Annotated in this window: 29 protein-coding genes; 19 read left to right on the top strand and 10 right to left on the bottom strand. The window is 72.3% G+C overall.

Features of this window, described 5'->3' with window-relative positions; all coding sequences use genetic code 11:
* Window positions 1–34: 34 nt before the first annotated feature.
* Window positions 35–799 (bottom strand): DeoR/GlpR family DNA-binding transcription regulator, encoded by a 765-nt coding sequence (locus ACQEVJ_RS30345; protein ID WP_433106915.1) that lies wholly within the window; start codon window positions 797–799, stop codon window positions 35–37.
* Window positions 800–997: 198 nt separating this feature from the next.
* On the opposite strand from ACQEVJ_RS30345, the gene hisD reads away from it, so the two are divergent.
* The 9 genes from hisD to hisF all read left to right on the top strand — a co-directional run bounded on the left by hisD (window position 998) and on the right by hisF (window position 7,227).
* On the top strand, window positions 998–2,305 hold the full coding sequence (gene hisD / locus ACQEVJ_RS30340; RefSeq protein ID WP_433106913.1) for a histidinol dehydrogenase: 1,308 nt from the start codon (window positions 998–1,000) through the stop codon (window positions 2,303–2,305).
* On the top strand, window positions 2,302–3,378 hold the full coding sequence (locus ACQEVJ_RS30335; protein WP_433106911.1) for a histidinol-phosphate transaminase: 1,077 nt from the start codon (window positions 2,302–2,304) through the stop codon (window positions 3,376–3,378). The genes hisD and ACQEVJ_RS30335 overlap by 4 nt, the downstream gene beginning before the upstream one ends.
* Entirely contained in the window at window positions 3,375–3,980 is a 606-nt protein-coding gene (hisB, locus tag ACQEVJ_RS30330; RefSeq protein WP_433106909.1) for an imidazoleglycerol-phosphate dehydratase HisB, read from the top strand. The genes ACQEVJ_RS30335 and hisB overlap by 4 nt, the downstream gene beginning before the upstream one ends.
* On the top strand, window positions 3,980–4,132 hold the full coding sequence (locus ACQEVJ_RS30325; protein WP_433106907.1) for a hypothetical protein: 153 nt from the start codon (window positions 3,980–3,982) through the stop codon (window positions 4,130–4,132). The genes hisB and ACQEVJ_RS30325 overlap by 1 nt, the downstream gene beginning before the upstream one ends.
* Window positions 4,129–4,761: an imidazole glycerol phosphate synthase subunit HisH gene (gene hisH / locus ACQEVJ_RS30320; protein WP_433106905.1), complete on the top strand. Its 633-nt coding sequence runs from the start codon at window positions 4,129–4,131 to the stop codon at window positions 4,759–4,761. The genes ACQEVJ_RS30325 and hisH overlap by 4 nt, the downstream gene beginning before the upstream one ends.
* A gap of 174 nt (window positions 4,762–4,935) precedes the next feature.
* A complete protein-coding gene (locus tag ACQEVJ_RS30315; RefSeq protein WP_139574375.1) occupies window positions 4,936–5,307 on the top strand; it encodes a hypothetical protein in 372 nt (123 codons plus the stop codon).
* A gap of 4 nt (window positions 5,308–5,311) precedes the next feature.
* Window positions 5,312–6,037: a bifunctional 1-(5-phosphoribosyl)-5-((5-phosphoribosylamino)methylideneamino)imidazole-4-carboxamide isomerase/phosphoribosylanthranilate isomerase PriA gene (gene priA, locus ACQEVJ_RS30310; protein ID WP_433106903.1), complete on the top strand. Its 726-nt coding sequence runs from the start codon at window positions 5,312–5,314 to the stop codon at window positions 6,035–6,037.
* The gene (locus ACQEVJ_RS30305) at window positions 6,034–6,453 is read left to right on the top strand and encodes a RidA family protein (protein WP_433106901.1); all 420 of its coding nucleotides are present in this window, start codon (window positions 6,034–6,036) and stop codon (window positions 6,451–6,453) included. Before priA ends, ACQEVJ_RS30305 begins: the two co-directional genes overlap by 4 nt.
* Window positions 6,454–6,456: 3 nt before the next feature.
* On the top strand, window positions 6,457–7,227 hold the full coding sequence (gene hisF / locus ACQEVJ_RS30300) for an imidazole glycerol phosphate synthase subunit HisF (protein ID WP_433106899.1): 771 nt from the start codon (window positions 6,457–6,459) through the stop codon (window positions 7,225–7,227).
* A gap of 43 nt (window positions 7,228–7,270) precedes the next feature.
* On the opposite strand, the gene ACQEVJ_RS30295 is transcribed toward hisF, so the two are convergent.
* On the bottom strand, window positions 7,271–7,501 hold the full coding sequence (locus tag ACQEVJ_RS30295) for a hypothetical protein (protein WP_433106897.1): 231 nt from the start codon (window positions 7,499–7,501) through the stop codon (window positions 7,271–7,273).
* A 212-nt stretch (window positions 7,502–7,713) separates the two neighbouring features.
* Between ACQEVJ_RS30295 and ACQEVJ_RS30290 the strand changes: the two genes are divergently transcribed.
* Entirely contained in the window at window positions 7,714–8,001 is a 288-nt protein-coding gene (locus tag ACQEVJ_RS30290; protein ID WP_433106895.1) for a chorismate mutase, read from the top strand.
* A gap of 291 nt (window positions 8,002–8,292) precedes the next feature.
* On the opposite strand, the gene ACQEVJ_RS30285 is transcribed toward ACQEVJ_RS30290, so the two are convergent.
* The 3 genes from ACQEVJ_RS30285 to ACQEVJ_RS30275 all read right to left on the bottom strand — a co-directional run bounded on the left by ACQEVJ_RS30285 (window position 8,293) and on the right by ACQEVJ_RS30275 (window position 9,568).
* On the bottom strand, window positions 8,293–8,454 hold the full coding sequence (locus tag ACQEVJ_RS30285) for a hypothetical protein (protein WP_357051924.1): 162 nt from the start codon (window positions 8,452–8,454) through the stop codon (window positions 8,293–8,295).
* A 211-nt stretch (window positions 8,455–8,665) separates the two neighbouring features.
* Window positions 8,666–8,830, bottom strand: a complete 165-nt coding sequence (locus tag ACQEVJ_RS30280) for a hypothetical protein (protein ID WP_433106893.1) — start codon at window positions 8,828–8,830, stop codon at window positions 8,666–8,668.
* Between the two features lie 102 nt (window positions 8,831–8,932).
* The gene (locus ACQEVJ_RS30275; RefSeq protein WP_433106891.1) at window positions 8,933–9,568 is read right to left on the bottom strand and encodes a TIGR03085 family metal-binding protein; all 636 of its coding nucleotides are present in this window, start codon (window positions 9,566–9,568) and stop codon (window positions 8,933–8,935) included.
* A gap of 297 nt (window positions 9,569–9,865) precedes the next feature.
* On the opposite strand from ACQEVJ_RS30275, the gene ACQEVJ_RS30270 reads away from it, so the two are divergent.
* Window positions 9,866–11,644: an ABC transporter ATP-binding protein gene (locus tag ACQEVJ_RS30270; protein WP_433113052.1), complete on the top strand. Its 1,779-nt coding sequence runs from the start codon at window positions 9,866–9,868 to the stop codon at window positions 11,642–11,644.
* Entirely contained in the window at window positions 11,625–13,487 is a 1,863-nt protein-coding gene (locus ACQEVJ_RS30265; protein ID WP_433106889.1) for an ABC transporter ATP-binding protein, read from the top strand. Before ACQEVJ_RS30270 ends, ACQEVJ_RS30265 begins: the two co-directional genes overlap by 20 nt.
* A 90-nt stretch (window positions 13,488–13,577) precedes the next feature.
* Here ACQEVJ_RS30265 and ACQEVJ_RS30260 read toward each other — a convergent pair whose 3' ends face one another.
* Window positions 13,578–13,985: a nuclear transport factor 2 family protein gene (locus ACQEVJ_RS30260; RefSeq protein ID WP_433106887.1), complete on the bottom strand. Its 408-nt coding sequence runs from the start codon at window positions 13,983–13,985 to the stop codon at window positions 13,578–13,580.
* Window positions 13,986–14,071: 86 nt separating this feature from the next.
* Between ACQEVJ_RS30260 and ACQEVJ_RS30255 the strand changes: the two genes are divergently transcribed.
* Window positions 14,072–14,641, top strand: a complete 570-nt coding sequence (locus tag ACQEVJ_RS30255; protein ID WP_433106885.1) for a TetR/AcrR family transcriptional regulator — start codon at window positions 14,072–14,074, stop codon at window positions 14,639–14,641.
* Between the two features lie 49 nt (window positions 14,642–14,690).
* Entirely contained in the window at window positions 14,691–15,176 is a 486-nt protein-coding gene (locus tag ACQEVJ_RS30250; protein ID WP_433106883.1) for a RidA family protein, read from the top strand.
* A 19-nt stretch (window positions 15,177–15,195) separates the two neighbouring features.
* On the opposite strand, the gene ACQEVJ_RS30245 is transcribed toward ACQEVJ_RS30250, so the two are convergent.
* The 4 genes from ACQEVJ_RS30245 to ACQEVJ_RS30230 form a co-directional block, all read right to left on the bottom strand.
* Window positions 15,196–15,996 (bottom strand): ABC transporter permease, encoded by an 801-nt coding sequence (locus tag ACQEVJ_RS30245; RefSeq protein WP_433106881.1) that lies wholly within the window; start codon window positions 15,994–15,996, stop codon window positions 15,196–15,198.
* Window positions 15,997–16,006: 10 nt separating this feature from the next.
* A complete protein-coding gene (locus ACQEVJ_RS30240) occupies window positions 16,007–16,876 on the bottom strand; it encodes an ABC transporter permease (RefSeq protein ID WP_433106879.1) in 870 nt (289 codons plus the stop codon).
* A gap of 73 nt (window positions 16,877–16,949) precedes the next feature.
* Complete coding sequence (locus ACQEVJ_RS30235; RefSeq protein WP_433106877.1) at window positions 16,950–18,182, bottom strand: ABC transporter substrate-binding protein; 1,233 nt, start codon at window positions 18,180–18,182, stop codon at window positions 16,950–16,952.
* 46 nt (window positions 18,183–18,228) lie between these two features.
* Complete coding sequence (locus ACQEVJ_RS30230; protein ID WP_433106875.1) at window positions 18,229–19,281, bottom strand: ABC transporter ATP-binding protein; 1,053 nt, start codon at window positions 19,279–19,281, stop codon at window positions 18,229–18,231.
* A gap of 146 nt (window positions 19,282–19,427) precedes the next feature.
* Between ACQEVJ_RS30230 and ACQEVJ_RS30225 the strand changes: the two genes are divergently transcribed.
* The 5 genes from ACQEVJ_RS30225 to ACQEVJ_RS30205 all read left to right on the top strand — a co-directional run bounded on the left by ACQEVJ_RS30225 (window position 19,428) and on the right by ACQEVJ_RS30205 (window position 23,131).
* Complete coding sequence (locus tag ACQEVJ_RS30225; protein ID WP_433113049.1) at window positions 19,428–20,174, top strand: FadR/GntR family transcriptional regulator; 747 nt, start codon at window positions 19,428–19,430, stop codon at window positions 20,172–20,174.
* Window positions 20,175–20,179: 5 nt separating this feature from the next.
* A complete protein-coding gene (locus ACQEVJ_RS30220; RefSeq protein WP_433106873.1) occupies window positions 20,180–20,968 on the top strand; it encodes a PDC sensor domain-containing protein in 789 nt (262 codons plus the stop codon).
* A gap of 63 nt (window positions 20,969–21,031) precedes the next feature.
* A complete protein-coding gene (gene hisI, locus ACQEVJ_RS30215; protein WP_433106871.1) occupies window positions 21,032–21,382 on the top strand; it encodes a phosphoribosyl-AMP cyclohydrolase in 351 nt (116 codons plus the stop codon).
* Complete coding sequence (locus tag ACQEVJ_RS30210; RefSeq protein WP_433106869.1) at window positions 21,379–22,005, top strand: Trp biosynthesis-associated membrane protein; 627 nt, start codon at window positions 21,379–21,381, stop codon at window positions 22,003–22,005. The genes hisI and ACQEVJ_RS30210 overlap by 4 nt, the downstream gene beginning before the upstream one ends.
* A gap of 439 nt (window positions 22,006–22,444) precedes the next feature.
* Window positions 22,445–23,131 (top strand): RDD family protein, encoded by a 687-nt coding sequence (locus ACQEVJ_RS30205; protein ID WP_433106867.1) that lies wholly within the window; start codon window positions 22,445–22,447, stop codon window positions 23,129–23,131.
* Window position 23,132: the final 1 nt, after the last annotated feature.

Raw genomic sequence — 23,132 nt, 5'->3', positions numbered from 1 at the left:
GGGCCTGGCGGCGTGGCCGCGCCGCCGGGCCACCCTACGGGTTGATTACCTCGGCACCCGCCCTGACCAGGGCGGACGCGAGTGGTTGCGGGGGTTCCGCGTTGGTGATGAGACCGGACAGGCCGTCCAGGGGGCACACCCGGTAGGCGGCGACCCTGCCGTGCTTCGAGCTGTCGGCGAGCACGTACGTCCGGGCGGTGTCGGCGAGGATCACGCGCTTGGTCGCGACCTCGTCCAGGAAGTAGTCGGTGAGCCCGGTTTCCGCATCCACCCCGCCCGAGCCGAGGAACGCCACGTCGGCGCGAAGGTCCTGGAAGAACCCCAGCGTGTGGGCGTTGGAGACGGCGAGGTCGCCCTGCCGGACGCGCCCTCCCGCCACCAGCACCTCGACGCCCGGACGGCCCGCGAGCTCGGCCGCCACCAGCAGCGAGCAGGTGGCGATCACCCCCCGGAAGGAGGGGGGGACGGCCCTGGCGACGTGGACGGCCGTGGTGCCGACGTCGATGATCACGGTCTGGCCCGGCCGCAGGAGCTGCGCCGCGAGCTCGCCGATCACGGCCTTCGCCTCCGACTGGCTGGTCGAGCGTTCCAGGTAGGACAGCTCCTCGCCGGTGCCGGACGGCGCCGAGGTCGCCCCGCCGTGCACGCGGACGAGCAGCGCGCGGCGCTCCAGGATCGCCAGGTCGCGCCGGACGGTCTCGTGGGAGACGCCGAGCAGCGCGGCCAGATCCTCGGTGCGCACGGTCCCCTTACGCCCGAGGGCTTCGATGATCCGCTGGTGGCGCTGTGCCGGAAGCAAGAGATCCGCCTTTGACCGAATGTGACTGGTATTGCCCGAGAGTGTGGATTAGTGCCCGAAAACCTGTCAAGGGTCGGGCCGGTAAAACGTGCGGCGGAGAGGATTCCCAGCTCCCGAGCGGTACGCGCGCGGGTGAAACGCCCGTCCCGAATGCTGGACACACACGGATCCGTCCCTGGTCATCCGTAGACTGGGACGGTGATTTCCCGTATCGACCTGCGCGGGTCCCTTCCTGCCGACCTGCGCGACGTGCTGCCCCGCGCCGAACTCGACGTCGAGGCCGCCCTGGAGAAGGTGCGGCCCATCTGTGAGGACGTACGCCATCGCGGCGCGGCAGCCGTACGGGAGCTGACCGCGAGATTCGACGGCGTCGAGCTGGAGTCCGCCCGGGTGCCCGCCGAGGCCCTCACGCGCGCCCTGGAGGAGCTGGACCCGGCCGTGCGCGCGGCGCTGGAGGAGTCGATCCGCCGCACCCGCCTGGTCCACCGCGACCAGCGGCGCACCGACACCACCACGCAGGTCGTGCCGGGCGGCACGGTCACCGAGCGCTGGGTGCCGGTCGACCGCGTGGGGCTGTACGTCCCCGGCGGCCGGGCCGTCTACCCCTCCAGCGTGGTCATGAACGTGGTCCCCGCCCAGGAGGCGGGCGTGCCATCGCTGGCCGTCACCTCGCCCGCGCAGAAGGAGTTCGGCGGGCTCCCGCACCCCACCATCCTCGCCGCCTGCGCGCTGCTCGGCGTCGACGAGGTGTACGCCGTGGGCGGCGCCCAGGCCGTCGCGATGTTCGCCTACGGCACCGAGGAGTGCCCCCCGGCCACGATGGTGACCGGTCCCGGCAACATCTGGGTGGCCGCGGCCAAGCGCCTGCTCAAGGGCCGCATCGGCATCGACTCCGAGGCCGGGCCCACCGAGATCGCGATCCTCGCCGACGAGACCGCCGACCCCGTGCACGTCGCGGCCGACCTGATCAGCCAGGCCGAGCACGACGTCATCGCCGCCTCCGTGCTGGTCACCACCAGTGTGGAGCTGGCCGACGCGGTGGAGAAGGAACTGCCCGGCCAGGTGGCCGCGACCCGGCACAGCGAGCGGATCACCGAGGCGCTCTCCGGCCGCCAGTCGGGCATCGTGCTCGTCTCGGGCATCGACGACGGGCTGAAGGTCGTGGACGCCTACGCCGCCGAGCACCTGGAGATCCAGACGGCCGACGCGCGCGCGGTCGCCGCCCGCGTGCGCAACGCCGGCGCGATCTTCGTCGGGCCGTACGCGCCGGTGTCGCTCGGCGACTACATGGCGGGCTCCAACCACGTGCTGCCGACCGGCGGCTGCGCCTGCCACTCCTCGGGGCTGTCGGTGCAGACGTTCCTGCGCGGCATCCACGTGGTGGACTACAGCCGCGAGGCGCTGGCCGGCGCCGCGGCGCATGTGTGCGCGCTCGCCGACGCAGAGGACCTGCCCGCCCACGGCGCCGCCGTCCGCGCCCGCTTCGACTGGGAAGTGCCCGCATGACGACCCTCGACGACCTGCCGATCCGCGACGACCTGCGCGGCAAGCAGCCCTATGGCGCGCCGCAGCTCGACGTGCCGGTCCAGCTCAACACCAACGAGAACCCCTACCCCCCGTCGGCGGCGCTGATCGACGACCTCGCCCGTGCCGTACGGCAGGGCGCGGCGACGCTGAACCGCTACCCCGACAGGGACGCCGTCGAGCTGCGCAAGGACCTCGCCGACTACCTCGGCCACGGGCTGACGGCCCGCCAGCTGTGGGCGGCCAACGGCTCCAACGAGATCATCCAGCAGATCCTCCAGGCGTTCGGCGGCCCCGGCCGCTCGGCCATCGGGTTCGAGCCGTCGTACTCGATGCACCCGATCATCGCGGGCGGCACGAACACCCGCTGGATCGAGGGCCTGCGCGAGGAGGACTTCGCGATCGACCCCGACGCCGCCGTGGCCGCGATCGAGGAGCACCGCCCCGACGTGGTGTTCCTGACCTCGCCGAACAACCCGACCGGCACGGCCCTGAGGCTGGAGGTGATCGAGCGGATCCTCGCCGCCGCGCCCGGCATGGTCGTGGTGGACGAGGCGTACGCCGAGTTCGCCCGCACCGGCACGCCGTCGGCGCTGACCCTGCTGCCCGGCAACCCGCGGCTGATCGTGACGCGCACCATGTCCAAGGCGTTCGCGATGGCCGGCACCCGGCTCGGCTACCTCGCCGCCGACCCGGCGGTGGTCGACGCCATGCTGCTGGTCCGCCTGCCCTACCACCTGTCCACGCTGACCCAGGCGGCGGCCCGGGTGGCGCTGGCGCACCGCGAGGAGCTGCTGGGCACGGTCGACGCGCTGCGCGCCGAGCGGGACGCCACCGTGGAATGGCTGCGCGGGCGTGGCCTGGTGGCCGCCGACTCGGACGCCAACTTCGTGCTGTTCGGTAGGTTTGCGGATCGGCGGTCCGTCTGGGAGGGACTGCTCGATCGCGGGGTGCTGATCCGGGAGACCGGTCCCGCGGGCTGGCTGCGCGTGTCGATCGGCACGCCGGAAGAGATGGCGGCGTTCCGCGCCGCGCTGGAGGGGGTCCTCTCATGACCGAGCTCAACGAGCGCCGCGGCCGGGTCGAGCGTACGACCAAGGAGACGTCGGTGCTGGTCGAGGTGTGCCTCGACGGCACCGGGATCGTCGACGTGTCCACCGGCGTCGGGTTCTACGACCACATGCTCGCCCAGCTCGGCAAGCACGGCCTGTTCGACCTGACCGTGAAGACCGAGGGCGACCTGCACATCGACGCCCACCACACGATCGAGGACACCTCGATCGCGCTCGGCGCGGCGTTCCGTGAGGCGCTCGGCGACAAGTCGGGCATCCGGCGGTTCGGCAACGCCTCCTGCCCGTTGGACGAGGCGCTCGCGCAGGTCACGGTGGACCTGTCCGGCCGGCCCTACCTCATCCACACCGAGCCCGAGGGCATGGCCCCGATGATCGGGCCCGACTACGACACCACCATGACCCGGCACATCCTGGAGTCGTTCGTCGCGCAGGCGGCGGTCTGCCTCCACGTGCACGTGCCGTACGGGCGCAACGCCCACCACATCGTGGAGGCGCAGTTCAAGGCGCTCGCGCGGGCGCTGCGCGAGGCGTCGGAGCGGGACCCGCGGGCGACCGGCGTGCCCAGCACCAAGGGCATCCTCTGATGACCTTCGCGTCCGGAGGAATGATCTTCATCGGCCTCTTCCTGATCGGCGGGGTCATCTCGGGCATCCGGCAGGGTTCCAAGCTGCTGGCGGCGCTCACCGGCGTCGGCGCGGCCCTGGCGATCACCGCGGGGGTGATGTGGTGGCAGTGAGCAAGCGCGTGGTCGTGCTCGACTACGGCTCGGGCAACCTCCGCTCGGCCGAGCGGGCGCTGGCCCGCGCGGGGGCGGACGTCACCGTCACCGCCGACTTCGACGCGGCCCTCGATGCGGAAGGGCTCGTCGTCCCCGGCGTCGGGGCGTTCGCCGCGTGCATGGAGGGGCTGAAGGGCGTGCGCGGCGACCAGATCGTCGCCCGCCGCCTGGCCGGCGGGCGCCCGGTGCTCGGGATCTGCGTCGGCATGCAGATCCTGTTCGAGAAGGGCGTCGAGCACGGCGTCCACACGGAGGGCTGCGGCGAGTGGCCCGGCACGGTCGAGCGGCTCGACGCGCCCGTGCTGCCCCACATGGGGTGGAACACCGTGACCGTGCCCGAGGGCAGCGTGCTGTTCCGCGGCCTGGAGGAGGGGACGCGCTTCTACTTCGTCCACTCCTACGGCGTGCGCGACTGGCGGCTGGAGGCCGGCGACGGCTTCCGCCAGCCGTTGGTCGCCTGGGCCGAGCACGGCGTGCCGTTCGTGGCCGCCGTCGAGAACGGTCCCCTCATGGCCACGCAGTTCCACCCGGAGAAGTCCGGGGACGCGGGGGCCGTGCTGCTGTCCAACTGGCTGAGCACGTTGTGAGCGTGTCCGGCACGCGAAATCTCGAGGCAGCGGTGCGACACTGGGGGGCGACGGCACGCGACAGCTCCCATCCGAGGACACGGTGTTCCCCGTGCGTGGACACGGTGTCTCCAGAGTCGGGGCCGCGGCGCGTACGGCCGGCCAGGCCGTGACCGGACCTGAGCGGGAGGCCCGATGAGCAAGGAACGGGCCCGCCGGAGGGCGGAGCGCGAAGCCGAGCGCGAACGCCTCGCGGCGGCCCGGGCCGAGCGCGAGGCGAGGGCCGCCAGGCGGCGCGAGATGCGCGAGCGGCTCGTCGGGCCCGTCGCCGGAGCCGTGGCCGCGGTGCTGCCGCGGCCGGCCAGGCCGGTGCGGGTGGCGCGGCAGCGCGGGTATCTCGCCCGTCGCCGCCGCACCGAGAACGCCGTCGTCGTCGTGCTGTGGTTCCTCGTCCAGGTGCTCGCCTGGATCCTGCTCGACTCGTGGATGGCCCGGCTGGGCGTGTTCCTCGGCTCGATCCTGCTGCTCCCGGTGCTCGTCACCATCGTCTTCGACCGGAGGTCATGACCACATGTCGCTCGTATTGCTCCCAGCCGTCGACGTCGCCGACGGCCAAGCCGTCCGCCTCGTGCAGGGCGAGGCGGGGACGGAGACCTCGTACGGGGATCCGCTCGCCGCCGCCCTGGCCTGGCAGAAGGCCGGCGCGGAGTGGATCCACCTGGTCGACCTCGACGCGGCGTTCGGCCGGGGGAGCAACCGCGAGCTGCTCGCCTCCGTCGTCGGCGCGCTCGACGTGCACGTGGAGCTGTCCGGCGGGATCCGCGACGACGCCTCGCTCGAGGCCGCGCTGAGCACCGGCTGCCGCCGGGTCAACATCGGCACCGCCGCGCTGGAGGACCCCGCGTGGTGCGCCAAGGCGATCGCCGAGCACGGCGACCGCATCGCGGTGGGACTGGACGTGCGCGGCACCACGCTGGCCGCCCGCGGCTGGACCCAGGAGGGCGGCGACCTGTGGGAGGTGCTCGACCGGCTGGAGTCGGAGGGCTGCCCCCGCTACGTCGTCACCGACGTCACCAAGGACGGCACGCTGCGCGGTCCCAACCTCAACCTGCTGCGCGAGGTCTGCGCGCGGACCGACCGCCCGGTCGTCGCCAGCGGCGGGGTGTCCTCGCTCGACGACCTGCGGGCGATCGCGACGCTCGTGCCGGACGGCGTCGAGGGCGCCATCGTGGGCAAGGCGCTGTACGCCCAGGCGTTCACCCTGGAAGAGGCGCTCGCGGCGGTGAAGACCGCATGAGTACCCAAATGCCCGAGGGGCGGATCTCCTCCGGCGGCCCCTGGGAGGACCGTTACGGCTACGCCCGCGCGGTCGTCGCCGGGCCGCACGTGCTCGTGTCCGGCTGCACCGCCACCGTGGGCGGCGAGGTCCAGCACGAGGGTGACGCCTACCAGCAGACGCTCACCGCCTTCTCCATCGCGCTGGACGCCGTGGAGAAGGCCGGCACCACCCGGGCCGACGTGGTGCGCACCCGTCTGTACGTGGTGAACGCCGACGACTTCGACGCCGTCGGCAAGGCGCATGGCGAGATCTTCGGCGACGTACGGCCCGCCTGCACGAGCGTGCAGGTCGCCGGGCTCGTCGACGAGCGCATGCTGGTCGAGGTCGAGATCGAGGCGTATCGGCCGGTGGAACGCGGCAACGATGAGGGCTGAGCGATGACCGTAGCGGTGCGGGTGATCCCCTGCCTGGACGTCGACGCGGGCCGCGTCGTCAAGGGGGTCAACTTCGCGAACCTCAGGGACGCCGGCGACCCCGTCGAGCTGGCCGCGCGCTACGACGCCGAGGGGGCCGACGAGCTGACCTTCCTCGACATCACCGCCTCCTCGGGTGAGCGCGAGACCATGCTCGACGTGGTGCGCCGCACGGCCGAGCAGGTGTTCATTCCGCTGACGGTCGGCGGAGGCGTGCGGTCGGCCGACGACGTGGACCGGCTGCTGCGCGCGGGCGCCGACAAGGTCGGCATCAACACCGCCGCCATCGCCCGGCCGGAACTGCTGACCGAGACCTCGCGCCGGTTCGGGTCGCAGTGCATCGTGCTGTCCGTGGACGCGCGCCGGGTGGTCGACGGGCCGCCCACGCCCTCCGGGTTCGAGGTGACCACCCACGGCGGGCGCCGGGGGACCGGCATCGACGCGGTGGAGTGGGCCCGGCGCGGGGAGGAGCTCGGCGTCGGCGAGATCCTGCTCAACTCGATGGACGGCGACGGCACCAAGTCGGGATACGACCTGGAGATGCTGCGGGCCGTACGGGCGGCGGTGAGCGTCCCTCTGATCGCCTCGGGCGGCGCCGGGCGGCTGGAGGACTTCCCGCCCGCGGTGGACGCCGGAGCGGACGCCGTGCTGGCCGCCTCGGTCTTCCACTTCGGCCAGCTCAAGATCCACGAGGTCAAGGACGCGCTGCGCGAGGCCGGTCACCCGGTCCGCTAGAACGCCACCGGGGGCCGGGATCCGGCCCCCGGTCGGTGGGTCCTCAGTCGATGTCGACGATCGCGGTGGGGTAGGCGTCCGGGCCGGTGCCGAGCGAGGAGGACGCCATCGACTGGTACTGCCACTGTCCCTGGAAGGCGCCGCCGGAGCCGCACCCGTGGTCGCCCCAGCAGGTCGTGGCGGCGGACGCCTCGTGGGTCGGCTGGGCCGCCGCGAGACCGACGGCGGCGAGGAACGCCAGACCCAGCAGGCTCGGGAAACGCTTCGCACGCATAGCTGTCTCCTGTCCGTCGAGGGATCATGCGGCGCTCCGGAGTCCGCCCTCCTCCATGGTCAGCCGGACATCGCGCAACCGTCCACACCAATCACCGCAAATAGGGCGATAGTGGGCGAAAACCGGCATGGGCGATTATGTGGCCTTTATCGGTTGTGTCCGATGATCCCCTAGAGTTGGCAGTGATCATCACGCCGCTCCAGGAGGAACATGTGTCCGGCCCCACCTCGCTCGACGACGTCCGCCGCGGGATCGACGAGCTCGACGCCCGTCTGACGACGTTGCTGGCGGAGCGGCAGCGGCTCGTACGCGCGGCGGCCGCCTTCAAGACGGACGAGCAGGCCGTGCGGGCCCCCGACCGGGTGGAGCGGGTCGTGACGGCCGCGCGGGAGCGCGCGGAGCGCGAGGGGCTGTCTCCGGAGGTCGCCGAGGCCGTCTGGCGGGCGATGATCGGAGCGTTCGTGGAGTACGAGCTCACGGAGCACCGGCAGCGCGGGTAACATGTCGCCGCTCGGCGCCTCCGGCCGCTCCCGTTCCCTGGAGCCTTGGGAAACGGGCGGGTGTGAGAACGGGATGTGGGGGCAGAGGCATTGGCCCCGGGATGAGCCGCTCGCCGGTCATGAGGGGATGCGAAAGGAGAGGCCGGCGGAGCAAGGGCGGATGCCCTGCCGGCCCTGTGCGCGGAGAGCCTCGCGGCTCTGACTGTTGTTACGTTTCGGTTGTCGCTTGTCGCTGCCTGTGGTCGTGGTCGGGGTTACCTGAGGGAGAGCGGGGGCGGGCGGTCCGCGGCCTCAACTCAGGACCGAGGTGAAGAAGGTCGCCAGTCGGCTGGCTCCGGTGTTGACCGTGTCGAACACGCCTCGCACGGCGCCTGCCGCCGCTTGCGGCTGGCTGTAGAGGTAGAAGACCACGAACGCGATGGCCGCGTACGTAAGAACCTTCTTCACCTTCATCGGGGGGCCTCCTGCAGTCGGTATCCCGGTCGTTTGTACCCGGCGGCAGTAATGATCATAACTAGCCGAGAGGACATGAGGCCGTTCCGCCCTCATAGTGAGACGGCGGAATCGGCGGCCTCGTCGCGGCGTGGTCCGGACTCCTCGCGGGCCCGCCCGGGCCCCCGGCTCAGCTTGAAAAGAGCGGGACTCAGCTTGAGAAGAGGGGGGCTCAACCTGAGACGAGCGAGGAGATGAACGCGGACAGGCGTTCGGCTCCCGTGGAGATGCCCCCGAACAGGTTCCTGACCGCACCGGCGGCGTTCGCGGGCTGCGTGAACAAATAGAAGATCACGAACGCGATGGCCAGGTAGGTCAGGACCTTTTTGAGGTTCATCCGGGGCTCCCAAACGCTCCCACACATCGTGCGCTGGTCCCATGCTGCCCCATTGCCCGACGTTTACGTGGGGGATTCCGGACAAGTCCCGCGACTTCCTCCTCATGGCCCCAATCGGGCCTCCTTGAGCCGGGCGACCGCCGCGGCGTCCCCGTCGTAGGTCACCCGGGCGTGCGCCTGCCGGCCGAACGCGAACAGCAGCAGCTCCGACGGCTCGCCGGTGACCACGACCGCCGGCTCGGCTCTCCGCCCGGCGGCCTTGGCCCCGTCGGGACGGCGGAGCACGATCCCCACCGGAGCCTTGCGCAGGAAGAGCCGGGCGGCGCCGCGCAGCCGGTTCCAGAACGCCTCCTGCAGGTCCCTCGGGATGACGCGAGGCTCCCACTCGGCCTGGGCCCGGCGCACGTCCTCGTGATGGACGAACAGCTCGATGGTGTTGACGATCTCGTCCAGGCGAGGGACCAGACCGTACGGCGTCCAGCGCGGCGGGCCGTGCCGGACGAGCCCGACCAGCTCGGGATAGGGGTGGCGCCGCTTGACGCGGTCCTGCACGGCGGCGGTGTAGCCCGCCAGGAACGGCAGCGCGATGCCGGGCGCGGCGTCGAGCCGGCGCTCGCGCAGGACGAGGTGCGCCGCGAGGTCCTCGGTCGCCCACCCCTCGCACAGCGTGGGCGCCTCAGGACCGAGGCGGTCGAGCAGGTCGCAGAGCGCCGCGCGCTCCGTCTGGGCGTGTGTCACGTGATCAGCCTATGCGTCCGCCGTCCCGTCCGGACGGGCGGCCGAGCATGTCCGAGGAATAAACGGATTGATCAGGATGATAGGGAGTAACTAGGAGTGTCTGGCTTGATCTGCGAGACACGACTAGGACCAAGGGCTTGGGTGGCGTCGGTCCGGTGACCGATCCGGTGGCGTCCCCAAGTGAGTAACGTCCCCCTCCGGGACGCTCACAGGGAGCGGCCCCGGCTGGTCCCCCGATCGGAAGGAACGCACCGCGTGCCGACGAAGGAGCCCCCCGCGCGGCCCGGCAGCTCAGTCATGCTCCAGGGTCTCAAGGTCATCGGCGTGGCGATCAGAACCGAGCCGAGGATCTTCACCGGCGCGGTCCTCGCCAGCGCCGTCTACGGCGCGATGACCGTCGCCTCCTCCTGGGCGCTCGGCTGGGCGACCGACAACGCGGTGCTGCCGGCGTTCCGGGACGGCGCGGCGAGCACCGGCACGCTGGTCACGGCGGCCCTGCTGATCGTGGGCGTCGCGGTGCTCAAGGCCGCGGGGATCATGGGCCGGCGCATCATGGCCGGGATCCACCAGTACCGCATGCAGGCCCACTCCCGCCGCGCCGTCACCCGGCAGTACCTGCGGCTGCCCCTCGCCTGGCACCACCGCCACCCGACCGGGCAGCTGCTGTCCAACGCCAACTCCGACGTCGAGGCGGCCTGGGCGCCGCTCGCCCCGTTGCCGATGGCGGTGGGCGTGGTCGTGATGCTCGTCACGGCCGCCGCGGCGATCGTGCTGGTCGACCCGGTGCTCGCCGTGGTCGGTTTCCTGATCTTCCCGGCCGTGGCCGTGCTCAACCTGGTCTACCAGCGCAGGCTCTCACCGCTCGCGATGCGGGCCCAGCAGCTGCGGGCCGAGGTGAGCGAGGTCGCGCACGAGAGCTTCGACGGCGCGCTCGTCGTCAAGACCCTCGGCCGGGAGGACGCGGAGGCCGCCCGGTTCCAGGCGAAGGCCGACGCGCTGCGGGACGCGAACGTCGCCGTCGGCCGGGTCCGCGGGCTGTTCGACCCCATGCTCGAGGCGCTGCCCACGCTGGGCGTGCTGGCCGTGCTGCTCGTCGGGGCGCTGCGGCTGGAGTCCGGCGGCGTCGCGGCCGGCGACCTGATCCAGGTCGCCTACCTGTTCACCCTCCTCGCCTTCCCCATCCGGGCGCTCGGCTGGGTGCTCGCCGAGCTGCCGCGCAGCGTCGTCGGCTGGACGCGCGTCAAGGACGTCCTCGACGCCTCCGGCTCCATGGAGTACGGCGCCGCCCGTCTGGACGCCTCCGGCCCGGCCCGGGTGGAGGCCGAGGGCGTCTCCTACGCGTACGTGCCGGGAAACCCGGTGCTGAGGGACGTGAGCTTCGCCGTCGCGCCGGGCCGTACGATCGCGGTCGTCGGGCCGACCGGGGCGGGCAAGTCGACGCTCACCCAGCTGCTCGCGCGCCTGATCGACCCCGCCGAGGGCGCGGTCCGCGTCGACGGCGTCGACCTGCGCGAGGTGGCAAGGGGCGAGGTCAGCGCCTCGGTGGCGCTCGTCCCGCAGCAGACGTTCCTGTTCGACGACACCGTGCGCGGCAACATCGCGCTCGCCGGGCAGGTGCCGGACGAGCGGGTCTGGGCCGCGCTGCGGCTCGCGCAGGCCGACGGCTTCGTCAGCGCGCTGCCGTCCGGCCTGGACACCCGGATCGGCGAGCGCGGCGCGACGCTTTCGGGCGGTCAGCGCCAGCGCCTCGCACTGGCCCGCGCGGTCGTGCGCGAGCCCCGGCTGCTGATCCTCGACGACGCCACCTCCAGCGTCGACCCGCAGGTCGAAAAGCGCATCCTGTACGGCCTGCGCGACGGCGCCGCCGAGGCCACGGTGATCGTGGTCGCCTACCGGATGGCGACGATCGCGCTGGCCGACGAGGTCGTCTACCTGGAGCAGGGCGTGGTCGCCGACCACGGCACGCACGAGGAGTTGCTGGCCCGCTGCGCGGGCTACCGCGACCTCGTCACCGCCTACGAGCGCGAGGAGGCCGAGCGGGCCGAGCTCGACACCGATGAGGAGGTCGTCGCATGACGCACGGTCCGAAGCCCTTGACGAGGAGTGTGGTCAGGTGACCGCCGTGACCGACGCCCCCACGGGGGAGAGTTCCTCCCTCCGGTCGGCCGACCGGGGCGCCCTGGAGACGCTCAGGCAGGGCCTGCGGCTGTCGCCGGAGTTCCGCCGCGGCCTCGCCGGGACGCTCGTGCTGGCCGTGCTGGCCACACTGGGCAAGGTCGTCGTGCCGATCGCGGTCCAGCAGGTGATCGACCGCGGCCTGCGGTCGGGCGTGCCCGACGTGCCGTTCATCCGGAACGCGGTAGTCCTGTGCGCGCTCGCCGTGGTGCTGACCGCGCTGTGCGGCTATCTGATGAACGTCCGTCTCTACCACTCCACCGAGTCGGGCCTGGCGACGCTGCGCGGCAAGGGCTTCCGGCACGTGCACGACCTGTCGGTGCTGACGCAGAACACCGAGCGGCGCGGCGGCCTGGTCTCCCGGGTGACCGGCGACGTCGACCAGATCAGCACGTTCATGCAGTGGGGCGGGCTCATGGTCATCATGGCCGTCGGCCAGCTGGTGGTGGCGACCGTGCTCATGGCCGTCTACTCCTGGCAGCTCACGCTGCTCGTGTGGGCCTGCTTCCTGCCGCTGGTGCTGGCTCTGCCCCGGTTCCAGCGCCTGGTGGCCGGGGCCTACACCCGCGTGCGCGAGCGCGCCGGCGACGTCCTCGCCGCCGTCAGCGAGTCGGTCGTCGGCAGCGCGGTGATCCGGGCGTACGGCTCGGAGGAGCGAACGGCCGAGCGGATCGACACGGCGGTGGACGGGATGCGCGCGGCGCAGACCCGGGCCCAGAAGATCGTCGGGTTCACGTTCCCGACCACCGAGCTGGTCGCCTCGATCTCGGTCGCGCTGGTGGTCGTGGCCGGGGTCTGGCTGGGCGTCGCCGAGTCGATCACGGCGGGGCGGCTCATCGCGTTCCTGTTCCTGATCACGTTGTTCATCAGCCCGCTGCAGACCGCGACCGAGGTGCTGAACGAGGCGCAGAACGCGATCGCCGGATGGCGGCGCATCCTCGGTGTGCTCGACACCCCGGCCGACGTGGCCGACCCGGAGAACGGCGCGACGCTGCCGCGCGGCCCGATCTCGGTCCGCTTCGACGGCGTGGGCTTCGCCTACCCGGGCGGACCGCCGGTGCTCCACGACGTGTCGGTCGAGATCCCGCCGCGCACGCGGCTCGCGGTGGTGGGGGAGACCGGCTCGGGCAAGACGACCTTCGCCAAGCTGCTCACCCGGCTCATGGACCCGACCTCCGGCCGGATCCTCGTGGACGGGACCGACCTGCGCACGGTCAGCTTCTCCTCGCTCAGGGAGCGGATCGTCATGGTCCCGCAGGACGGGTTCCTGTTCGACTCGACGCTCGCCGACAACATCCGCTTCGGGCGTCCTTCGGCGACCCGGGAGGAGATCACCCGGGCCCTGACCGAGCTCGGCCTGGCCGACTGGCTCGACGGCCTGCCCGCCGGCCTGGACACCCCGGTCGGCCAGCGGGGCGAGTCCCTGTCGGCCGGAGAGCGGCAGCTCGTCGCGCTCGCCCGCGCCTACCTCGCCGACCCCGACCTGCTGCTGCTCGACGAGGCCACCTCCGCCGTGGACCCCGCCACCGAGGTGCGCCTCGCCCGCGCCCTCGACGGCGTCACCCGCGGTCGTACGGCCATCTCGATCGCCCATCGCCTTTCCACCGCCCAGGCGGCCGACGAGGTGCTGGTGTTCGAGCACGGCCGGATCGTCCAGCGCGGCCCGCACGCGGTCCTGGTCGAGCAGCCCGGCGTGTACGCCGACCTCTACGCCTCCTGGACCACCGCCACCACCGCCCGCTGACGCGTATCGGCGGCCGCGCCTTCGGCGGGGGAACGAGACGACGGTCTCAAGGAGCGCCTCGCGGGTGGGGCTGGAGTGCCCCGGCTCTGATCAGGCCCGCATCGCGGCGGTGAGGGTAAGCGGGTTCCAGTAGTCGCGCAGGAGGAGGATCCGCCCGTCGCGGATGCGGAACACCTGCACGGACCGGGCCTGATAGGGGGCGCCCGTCGCGGTCACCACGGTCCTGGTCTCGAGTTCGACGACGAGCACCTCCGGATCCGTCGTCTCGTAGACGCTCGTGGTCCACATGTCCTCGATCCGCATCGCCGCGGCCGCCTGCCCGGAGGAGAAGGCGCGGATGGCCTCGCGGCCCTCGACGCGCACGGGCATCCCCGGCGGGGCGAACGGCAGCTCGATCACCCCGTCGGGGGCGAACAGCGCGGCGAAGCCGTCCAGGTCGCCGTCGAGGATCAGGGCGCGTCTGCGGGCGAGGACGTCTCGCGGGGTCGGCCGGTCCATGGCCCCTCCATTCGTTGAACGGACGTTTACTAAACGACCGTACAACGAAATTCAGGAAGAGATCAATCACGCCGTAGAATCGACCGGTGACCGAGGCCGGAGACCGCCCGACGCGGGCGGAGCGACGCCGCAGGACCGAGGCGCGGATCCTCGCGGCGGCGGCTCGCCTGTTCGCCGAGTCGGGATACGCCGACACGACGATCCGGGCCGTCGCCGCGGCCGCCGGGGTGAATCCCGGGCTCGTCATGCACTACTTCGGCTCCAAGGAGGAGCTCTTCCTGAGCGTCGCCCGGGCCCGGCCGTCCGGGCCTCTCGGAGGCGAGCCGGAACAGGTCGTCGAGGAACTGCTCGACCGGCTCGCCGCCTCGATGGCCGACGAGCCGGTCGAGTCGCTGGCCGTCCTGCGCTCGATGCTCACCCATCCGGGAGCCTCCGAGGCCGCCTCCGAGGGGGCGGCCCGATACCGGGCGCAGCTCGCCGAGGCCATCCCCGCCGCCGACGCGGGCGTACGGGCTTCGGTGATCAGCGCGGTGCTCATCGGCGTGGTCCTCGGGCGGCACCTGCTGAAGCTCGAAGAGCTGCGCGACGCGCCTCCCGAGCAGATCGCCGAACTGCTGCGACCCTGCCTGCGGTCCCTGACGGGCGCGGACGGCTGATCCACGCCGCGACGTACTCGGCGAGGCGTTGCGTATCTTGACAGACTTCATGAGAGAAGATCGCCGCCAGGGCGGCGGCACGGGCGGGAGCGAGCGGGACATGGAGGACGTCGTGGGGAAGCGGGTGCTGGTCGAGCGGCGTAGTACGGACAGGATCGCCCCGCCCCTCGGTGCGTACAGCCATGCGGCGCGCGTCTCACCGGAGGGCGTCGTCCTGCACATCGCGGGACAGGTCGGCAACGCCCCCGACGGGACGGTCGCCCCGGACGCGTGCGGGCAGACCGTCCAGGCGTTGCGCAACATCGCCGCGGTCGTCGAGGACGCCGGAGGCACCCCGGCGGAGGGGCTGGTCTCGCTGTTCACGATGGTCGCGAGCCGGGAGGCGCTTCCCGGCGTGCGCCGCGGCATCGGCGAGGTCTTCGCCGAGTGGTTCCCGGAGGGGGACTATCCGATCAACTCGTTGTGCGTGGTGGCCGGGCTCGCCCGCGAGGACCTGCTGGTCGAGATAGCCTCGGTGGCGGTGGTGCCGGGATGACGCCGGGTTTCCCGCGTGCTCAGTGGGTCTGCGGGTCGCCGCCGGACAGGCGCTGGGCCAGGTAGATCGGGATCACCGACAGCAGGATCAGCGCGGCGGCGACCACGTTGACCACCGGCGCCTGGTTGGGCCGGAACAGGTTCTCGAAGATCCAGATCGGCAGCGTGCGGACGCCGGCCCCGGCGGTGAACGTCGTGACGATGATCTCGTCGAACGACAGCGCGAAGGCGAGCAGCCCGCCCGCGAGCAGCGCCGAGCGCATCATCGGGAACGTCACCAGGCGGAACGTGGTGAACGTGTCCGCCCCGAGGTCGGCCGACGCCTCCTCCAGGTTCAGGCCCATGCGGCGCAGCCGGGCCAGCACGTTGTTGTAGACGGTGACCACGCAGAACGTCGCGTGGCCGACGATCACGGTCAGCAGCCCGAGGGGGAGGCCGAGCACCGTGTGGAAGGTGTTGCTCAGCGCGATGCCGGTCACGATGCCGGGCAGGGCGATCGGGAGCACGATCACCAGCGAGACCGTCTCCCGGCCGAAGAACCGGTAGCGCTGCACGGCGAAGGCGGCCATCGTGCCGAGCACGAGCGCGATCGCGGTCGCGCCGAGACCCGCCTGGACCGAGGTCCACAGCGCGTCGCGCAGGCCGGCCGAGTCCCAGGCGGCGCTCCACCACCGCAGTGTGAACCCGGCGGGCGGCCAGGAGAAGGTCCGGTCGGAGTTGAACGAGTTGAGCAGCACCACGGCCAGCGGCACGTAGATGACGGCCAGGCCGGCCACCAGCGCCGCCCGCAGCAGCGTGCGGGACGTACGAGAGAGGTTCACGGTGCCCCCTTCACAGGTTCTCCAGCGCGCCGGTGCGGCGTACGGCCGCGAGGTAGACCAGCATGATCACGACGGGCACGGTGGCGACGGCGGCCGCGAAGGGCAGGTTGTTGGCCGCGCCGATGTTGTCGTAGACCACGTTGCCGATGAGCTGGGTCTTGCCGCCGACGATCTTCACAGTGATGTAGTCGCCCAGTGAGAGCGAGAACGTGAAGATCGATCCCGCCACGGCGGCGGGGAAGGTCAGCGGCCAGACGACGGTGCGGAAGGTCCGCCACCCGCGCGCGCCGAGGTCGCCGGCCGCGTCCAGCAGCGAGTTCGGCAGCCGTTCGAGCCCCGCGTAGATCGGCAGGATCATGTACGGCAGCCACAGGTAGGACAAGGTCAACACCGTGGCGGTCAGGCCGTAGCCCCAGCCGAGCACGCCGTCCGAGGACAGCATCACCCGCCACGCGTACGCCTTGACCAGGTAGGACGCCCACAGCGGGGTGAGTACGGCGATCACCAGCCAGCGCTGGGCCCGCGGCGAGGCCAGCTTGGCCATCGCGAACGCCATGGGGAAGGCCACCACCAGGTCGATCAGCGTGACCGCCGCCGCCACCCCGAGCGAGCGCAGGGCGACCGTGCGGTAGACCTCGCCGGTGACCAGGTCGGTGAAGTTGGCCCAGGTGAACACCTTGACCACGTCGCCGGTGAACACGTCCGTCGACCAGAACGCGGTGACGAGAAGGGCCGCGAGCGCGCCCAGGTAGGCGAGCCCCAGCCAGGCCAGGGGCGCCGACAGCAGCAGCGACAGCCGCAACCCGGCGTGCCGGTGCAGGAATGAGGCGGCCCGCCTCCGCACCCCGGCGGGGGCGGCCGTCGTCGTGATGGTCGTCATCGTCTTCTCTCCGTGCGGCTTGTCTCCGTGCGGCCGAGGGGGACGGCCGGGCGGCCGTCCCCCGGGGGTGCGCTCAGCCCTTGATCTCGGTCCAGGCCCGGGTCCACTCGGAGTAGTCGGTGCACGTGACGTCGGTGCGGCCGTCGAGGCACTGCGCGATCGGCGTGGTCCAGTAGTGGACCTTGGAGAAGTACTCCTCGTCGGTCGCGTGGTAGGTGTCGCAGAACGACTTGTCGGAGGTCTGCTCGCACGCCTTGGCGTTGGACGGCGCCTCGCCGAACCACTCGGCCACCTGCGCGTTGGCCGTGGGGGAGATGATCCAGTCGAGCCACTTGTAGGCGCAGTCGGGGTGCTTGGCCTTGGCGGCGACCATCCAGGTGTCCGACCAGCCGGTGGAGCCCTCCTTCGGCAGCGTCGTCTCGACCGGCGCCTTGTCGGCCTCCACCAGGTTGGCGATCACCTGCCAGGTCGTGCCCACGACCGTGTCGCCGGACTTGAACGACTGCACCGCCTTGGTGTAGTCGGACCAGTACTCGCCGATGTTCTGCTTCTGCTGCTTGAGCAGGTCGACCGCGGCCTGGAGCTGCTTGTCGTCCAGCGCGTACGGGTCCTTGATGCCCAGCTCCGGCTTGGCCGACATCAGGTAGAGCGCGGCGTCGGCGATGTAGATGGGCGAGTCGTACGCCGTTATCTTGCCCTTGTACGGCGAGCCGGGATCGAACACGACGCCCCAGGAGTCGGGGGCCTGCTTCACCGTGTCCGTGCGCCACATGAGCAGGTTCGCGCCGCGGCCGTGCGGGATGCCGTACGCGACCCCGTTGACCGAGTTCCACGGCTTGAGCTTCAGCCCGTCGAACACGTCCTTGTAGTTGGGCACGAGGTCGGTGTTGACCGGCGCGACCGTGCCCGAGGCGATCAGGCGCAGCGAGGCGTCGCCCGAGGCCGACACGGCGTCGTACTCGCCGGTCTTCATCAGGTTGACCATCTCGTCGGAGGTGCCGGCCGTCTTGGTGTTGACCGTGCAGCCCGTGGCCTTCTCGAACGGGTGGACCCAGTCGACCTTGGGGTCGTTGGAGCCGTCCTCCGCGTACCCGGCCCAGGCGACGAGGTTGACCTGTCCCTCGCCGGAGCCGAGGGACTTCAGGGCCTCGATCTTCGGCGGCGTGAACGCGCCGCCGCCGGGGGCCGCGCCCGAGCCGCCGGTGGCGGTGGACGACCCGCCGCCGCAGCCCGCGACGGCGGCGAGCGCCAGCGCGGCGGTGACGACGAGAGAAGGCCTGGCGAAACGCGGACGGGGGGACCGCATCGTGGTTCTCCTTGCTGTGAGTGGTGCTGTGGGCGCGGTGGCGGGGTCAGCCGGCGGCGACCGGCTCGGCGGGGGCGTCGATGAGGAACTCGTGCCGGCGGTGCCACACGAGGCGGACGCGTGCGCCGCGCAGGCCCGTCACGTCCATGGACGACGACTGCAGGTTCTGCTGGAGGGCGATCAGGCGCCCGCCCGCGTCGAGGTCCACGACGAACCGGGTCGCCGGACCGGCGTACACGACCTCGCGGACCACGCCGGCGGCCTCGTGCTCGTCGGGGCCGGTCTCCTCCTCGCCGAGCACGACGCGCAGCTTCTCTGGCCGGACGCTGAAGGTCCCCTCCCTGCCCAGCACGGCCCGCGCGGCCTCGCCGGAGATGAGGTTGGAGGTGCCGACGAACCCTGCGACGAAGGCGGTGGCCGGGCGCTCGTACACCTCGGCGGGGGTGCCGACCTGCTCGATTCTGCCCTGGTTGAACACCGCGATCCGGTCGCTCATCGTCAGCGCCTCCTCCTGGTCGTGGGTCACGAACAGGAACGTGATGCCGACCTCCCGCTGGATCGCCTTCAGCTCGACCTGCATCTCCTCGCGGAGCTTGAGGTCGAGCGCGCCGAGCGGCTCGTCGAGCAGCAGCACGCGGGGCCGGTTGACCAGCGCGCGGGCCAGGGCGACCCGCTGGCGCTGGCCGCCGGACAGCTGGGCCGGGCGCCGCTTCTCGAAGCCCTCGAGCCGCACCGAGCGCAGCGCGGCGAGCGCCCGCTCGCGCCGCTCGGCTCTGGGCACCTTCTTCACCCGCAGGCCGTACTCGACGTTGTCCAGCACGCTCATATGGGGGAACAGCGCGTAGTCCTGGAAGACCGTGTTCACGTCCCGCTCGAACGGCGCGAGCCGCGTGACGTCGCGCCCGCCCAGCTCCACCGTCCCCGCGGTGGGCGACTCGAACCCCGCGATCATGCGCAGCACGGTGGTCTTCCCCGAGCCGGACGGCCCGAGCATCGCGAAGAACTCCCCGTCGGCGACGTCGAGGTCGATCCCGGCCACCGCCTCGACCGGCCCGAAGCTCTTGCGCAGGCCGCGGAGACTGACTGCTTGGTCTGGCATGACCTGAAACATATGGAGTTAAATGTTTCGCGTAAAGACCCGATCCGGTATCACTGTTGTCAACTTTCGCGGAGTCCACCTTCGCGGAGCCGTCGCGGAGTCAACCGTCGCGGACGGCCTGGGCGAACAGGAGTGCGACCGTGAACATGGCCCGCCTGGCCGTCTTCTCGCCGGTGGACAGCACCGCCAGGGTGGACGCCGTCGTCCGGCGGCTCGCCGACGCGATCGCGGTCGGCCTGCTCGCGGACGGCGAGCAACTGCCCAGCGAGGCGGAGCTCGCCGGCCGGCTCGGCGTCTCCACCGTGACCCTGCGGGAGGCGCTCATGGCGCTGCGGCAGCGGGGGATGGTCGAGACGCGGCGCGGCCGGGGCGGCGGCAGCTTCGTACGCCTGCCCGCCGAGCTCGACCCCCTGGCGCGGCTGCGCGGGTTCGCGGCCGACGAACTGCGCGACTTCGGCGACCACTACGCGGCCATCGCCGGGACGGCGGCCCGGCTCGCCGCCGAGCGCTCGCTGCCCTCGGACGTCGCGCCCCTGTGGCGCACCCTGGACGAGATGGACATCGTCGCCGCCGCGCCGGATGCCGCCGGGTCTCCCGGTGAGGCGTGCGCGCGGCTGCGCAGGCTCGACGGCCGCTTCCACATCGAGGTGGCGGCGGCCTCGCAGTCGGCCCGCCTCACTCAGGAGGAGATCCGGTTACAGGCTGACATCGGACCGTTGCTCTGGCTTCCGCATGAGGGCCTGAGCGGGCACGATGAGACGGCGGCACAGCATCGCGCCATCGCCGGGGCCGTCGAGCGCGGCGACGGCGAGCAGGCCAGGGCCGTCGCCGAGCGGCATGTGCTCGACGCGACACGACACCTCATCGAGCTTCGGCTGCGGCTGCGGGAGTAACAAGCATGAGCACACCGGCGTCACTTGTGCAGGCCGGGCACGACCACGCCGCCGCGGCGACGGCGCGGGTGCGCGAGACGGCCGAGGGCGTCTTCGAGGCGCTGCGCGAGGTCCGCGACGCCGCCGTCGCCTGCGTCCTGCCCGCGGGCGGCACGCGCCACCCGGTCGTGGCCGACCTCGCGGCGCTGCGCCCGCTGCTGTGGGCCCGGCTGCGCGGCGGCGCGCTGTCCGCCCGCCTGCCCGCCCATCTGCCGGCCCATCTGCCGGCGCTGATCGCGGGGATCGGCTTCATCGCCGCGCCCGGTCTGCTGGCCGACGCGCCGTGGTATCTCGAATGGTGGCAGGAGAACCCCTCCGGCGACCCCGTGCAACTGCTGCGGGACATGGACCCGGCGAGCAGCGCCTTCTACGACTACACCCACTGGGACTGGTACGCCGGCCCGTTCTCCGGCGCCGAGCGCACGATCTGCGGCCCGTACGTCGACTATCTGTGCACCGACGAGTACAGCCTCACGCTGTCGGTGCCCGTGCTGGCCGGGGGAAGCTTCGCCGGGGTGGCGGCGGCCGACGTGTTCGTCCGGCGGTTCGAGGCCGCGGTGCTCCCGGCGCTGCGGGAGATCCCGGGTCCGGCGTTCCTGGTCAACGCCGAGGGCCGGGTCATCGCGTCCAACACCGCGAGCTGGGTCGCGGGATCGGTCTACCGGGGCGGCCCGCGCGACGGGGACCACGCCGTACGCCGGGTGGGCGACCTGCCGCTGTCGCTGGTGACCACGACGGCCGGCGGGGCCGGATAGCGCAGCGGGGGGAGGCAGGGCGCGGCGGCGGGGGCGGCCGGGCCCTGCGGCACAATTGGCCCTATGGCCCTCGACCCGAAGATCGCCGACCGGCTCAAGCGCACGCCGGACGGCCTGGTGCCCGCGATCGTCCAGCAGCACGACACCGGCGAGGTGCTCATGCTCGCCTGGATGGACGACGAGGCGCTGCACCGCACGCTCACCACCGGCCGGGCGACCTACTGGTCCCGCAGCCGGGGGGAGTACTGGGTGAAGGGCGACACCTCGGGCCACGTGCAGTGGGTCAAGCACGTGGCGCTCGACTGCGACGGCGACACGATCCTGCTCAAGGTCGACCAGGTGGGGGCCGCCTGCCACACGGGCGACCGCACCTGTTTCGACGCCGACGTCCTCGACGTGATCGGCGCTCCGTGACCGCCCCCGCGCCCGCCCGCGACGAGGCGCGTACGGCGCGGCGCCCGCTGCTCGCCTGGCTGGCCGCCTGCGTCGTGGGCGGCGGGCTCGCGCTGCTGGCCGCGGGCCGCGTGTGGGTCACGCTCGGCACGGCGGGAAGCCCCGCCGGAGCGGGCGGCGGCTCCCTCACCGGCGACGACCTGGTCGCCTGGCTCACCCCAGCGGCGCTGGCCGCGCTCGCCGCCGTGCTGGCCGTACTGGCGACCCGGGGGGTCGCGCGGCGGGCGACGAGCGTGGTCGTCGCCCTCCTGGGCGTGGCGGTCGCGGCCGGGGCGTGGGACGGCACGCGCGGCGGGACGATCGCCGCCGCGGCCGCCGGGCACATGACGACCGCGGTGACGTCCGCCGGTCACATCTCCGTGGAGTCGCGCGCCTGGGTCTGGCCGGTGCTGGCCGCCGTGGGCGGGCTCGTCCTGGCCGGGGCGGGCGCGGCGGCGGCGGTCCTGAGCGCGCGCTGGCCCGGCATGTCGAGCAGGTACGAGCGGGGGGCCGGGAGTGCGGGCACGGGCGGAGCCGCCCGGGTGAAGGACGCCGACAGGGCGATGTGGGACGCGATCGACGAGGGCGAGGATCCCACCGCGTAGCCGGTTCGCCGGCGGGGGAGCGTCCTCCCCGCGCTTTGGATCGTTCCCACCTCAGGTTACAAATTGTCCACAAACCTGATTACTGCCCGGACCGGGTGCCCCGCTGCCGATAGGCTTCGCGCCGACCTCTGATCACCGAGCAGGAGACCGCATGAGCCACGGGAGTCGGCCGGGCGGCACGGGCGGCCATGGCTGCTCGTCCGGCCGGGGTGACCGGCCGCCGACCTCCGGCGGCCATCGCCGTCCGCTCCTGCCGGTCCGCACCGGCGCCGGCCACCCTCCGGCGCCAGTGGGAACGGCACGGCCGTCGCGTCGCTCCTCCCCGGCATCCCCGGCCCGTCCCCATGCGGTGCTCCGCGGATCTTCGTGGTCGTCTCCGGTCTCGTCGCGCTGAAGAAGATTCGAGACTCCTTTTCCCCCACTCACGCAGGAGCACCACATGACGTACGGCAACGACCCGGGCTACAACCCGGGTGGTAACCCCCAGAACCAGCCCGGCCCGCAGGGCGGGTATCCGCCGCCGCAGGGCGGCTACCCGCCGCCTTCCCAGGGCGGCTACCCGCAGCAGGGCGGTTACCCGCCGCCGCAGGGCTCGTACCCGGCCCCGCCCGCCGGTGACCAGTACGGCGGCCAGTACGGCGGCGCGTACGGCCCGCCTGCCGGCGGCTACCCGGCCCCCGAGCTCGCGCACTGGGGTCTGCGCGTCGGCGCCACGCTGATCGACGGCCTCATCGTCGGCGTCCCCACCTGGATCCTGAGCATTATCGGCAGCGCCCTGAGCGCGGGCTCGGTGGACCAGGAGACCGGTCAGGTCAGCTCCGGCTTCGGGATCGGCCTGGTGCTCTCCCTCGTGGCCATCGTCGTCGGCCTCGGCCTCGGCCTGTGGCTGAAGCACAAGGAGGGCACGACCGGCCAGACGGTGGGCAAGAAGGTCGTCGGCATCCAGACGGTCAAGGAGCAGACCGGCGAGTACATCGGATTCGGCATGGCCGTCGTCCGGTACATCTGCCACATCGTGGACGGCCTGCCCTGCTACATCGGCTACCTGTGGCCGCTCTGGGACGCCAAGCGGCAGACCTTCGCCGACAAGATCGTCGGCACCGTGGTCGTGCGCGCCCCGCGTTAGG

The organism is Microbispora sp. CA-102843 (assembly GCF_050936215.1).
Classification (GTDB): Bacteria; Actinomycetota; Actinomycetes; order Streptosporangiales; family Streptosporangiaceae; genus Microbispora.
This window is presented reverse-complemented; position numbering and strand designations above follow the sequence as displayed.

Bases quoted from the DNA above. Each gene is read 5' to 3' on its own strand.
- priA (WP_433106903.1), top strand. From the start codon at position 5,312: ATGTCGCTCGTATTGCTCCCAGCCGTCGACGTCGCCGACGGCCAAGCC.
- hisB (WP_433106909.1), top strand. From the start codon at position 3,375: ATGACCGAGCTCAACGAGCGCCGCGGCCGGGTCGAGCGTACGACCAAG.
- ACQEVJ_RS30285 (WP_357051924.1), bottom strand. From the start codon at position 8,454: ATGAAGGTGAAGAAGGTTCTTACGTACGCGGCCATCGCGTTCGTGGTC.
- ACQEVJ_RS30335 (WP_433106911.1), top strand. From the start codon at position 2,302: ATGACGACCCTCGACGACCTGCCGATCCGCGACGACCTGCGCGGCAAG.
- ACQEVJ_RS30265 (WP_433106889.1), top strand. From the start codon at position 11,625: ATGAGGAGGTCGTCGCATGACGCACGGTCCGAAGCCCTTGACGAGGAG.
- hisI (WP_433106871.1), top strand. From the start codon at position 21,032: ATGGCCCTCGACCCGAAGATCGCCGACCGGCTCAAGCGCACGCCGGAC.
- ACQEVJ_RS30220 (WP_433106873.1), top strand. From the start codon at position 20,180: ATGAGCACACCGGCGTCACTTGTGCAGGCCGGGCACGACCACGCCGCC.
- ACQEVJ_RS30235 (WP_433106877.1), bottom strand. From the start codon at position 18,182: ATGCGGTCCCCCCGTCCGCGTTTCGCCAGGCCTTCTCTCGTCGTCACC.
- ACQEVJ_RS30250 (WP_433106883.1), top strand. From the start codon at position 14,691: ATGAGAGAAGATCGCCGCCAGGGCGGCGGCACGGGCGGGAGCGAGCGG.
- hisF (WP_433106899.1), top strand. From the start codon at position 6,457: ATGACCGTAGCGGTGCGGGTGATCCCCTGCCTGGACGTCGACGCGGGC.
- ACQEVJ_RS30295 (WP_433106897.1), bottom strand. From the start codon at position 7,501: ATGCGTGCGAAGCGTTTCCCGAGCCTGCTGGGTCTGGCGTTCCTCGCC.
- ACQEVJ_RS30230 (WP_433106875.1), bottom strand. From the start codon at position 19,281: ATGCCAGACCAAGCAGTCAGTCTCCGCGGCCTGCGCAAGAGCTTCGGG.
- ACQEVJ_RS30325 (WP_433106907.1), top strand. From the start codon at position 3,980: ATGACCTTCGCGTCCGGAGGAATGATCTTCATCGGCCTCTTCCTGATC.
- ACQEVJ_RS30270 (WP_433113052.1), top strand. From the start codon at position 9,866: ATGCTCCAGGGTCTCAAGGTCATCGGCGTGGCGATCAGAACCGAGCCG.
- ACQEVJ_RS30280 (WP_433106893.1), bottom strand. From the start codon at position 8,830: ATGAACCTCAAAAAGGTCCTGACCTACCTGGCCATCGCGTTCGTGATC.
- ACQEVJ_RS30315 (WP_139574375.1), top strand. From the start codon at position 4,936: ATGAGCAAGGAACGGGCCCGCCGGAGGGCGGAGCGCGAAGCCGAGCGC.
- ACQEVJ_RS30305 (WP_433106901.1), top strand. From the start codon at position 6,034: ATGAGTACCCAAATGCCCGAGGGGCGGATCTCCTCCGGCGGCCCCTGG.
- ACQEVJ_RS30225 (WP_433113049.1), top strand. From the start codon at position 19,428: ATGGCCCGCCTGGCCGTCTTCTCGCCGGTGGACAGCACCGCCAGGGTG.
- ACQEVJ_RS30205 (WP_433106867.1), top strand. From the start codon at position 22,445: ATGACGTACGGCAACGACCCGGGCTACAACCCGGGTGGTAACCCCCAG.
- ACQEVJ_RS30240 (WP_433106879.1), bottom strand. From the start codon at position 16,876: ATGACGACCATCACGACGACGGCCGCCCCCGCCGGGGTGCGGAGGCGG.
- ACQEVJ_RS30260 (WP_433106887.1), bottom strand. From the start codon at position 13,985: ATGGACCGGCCGACCCCGCGAGACGTCCTCGCCCGCAGACGCGCCCTG.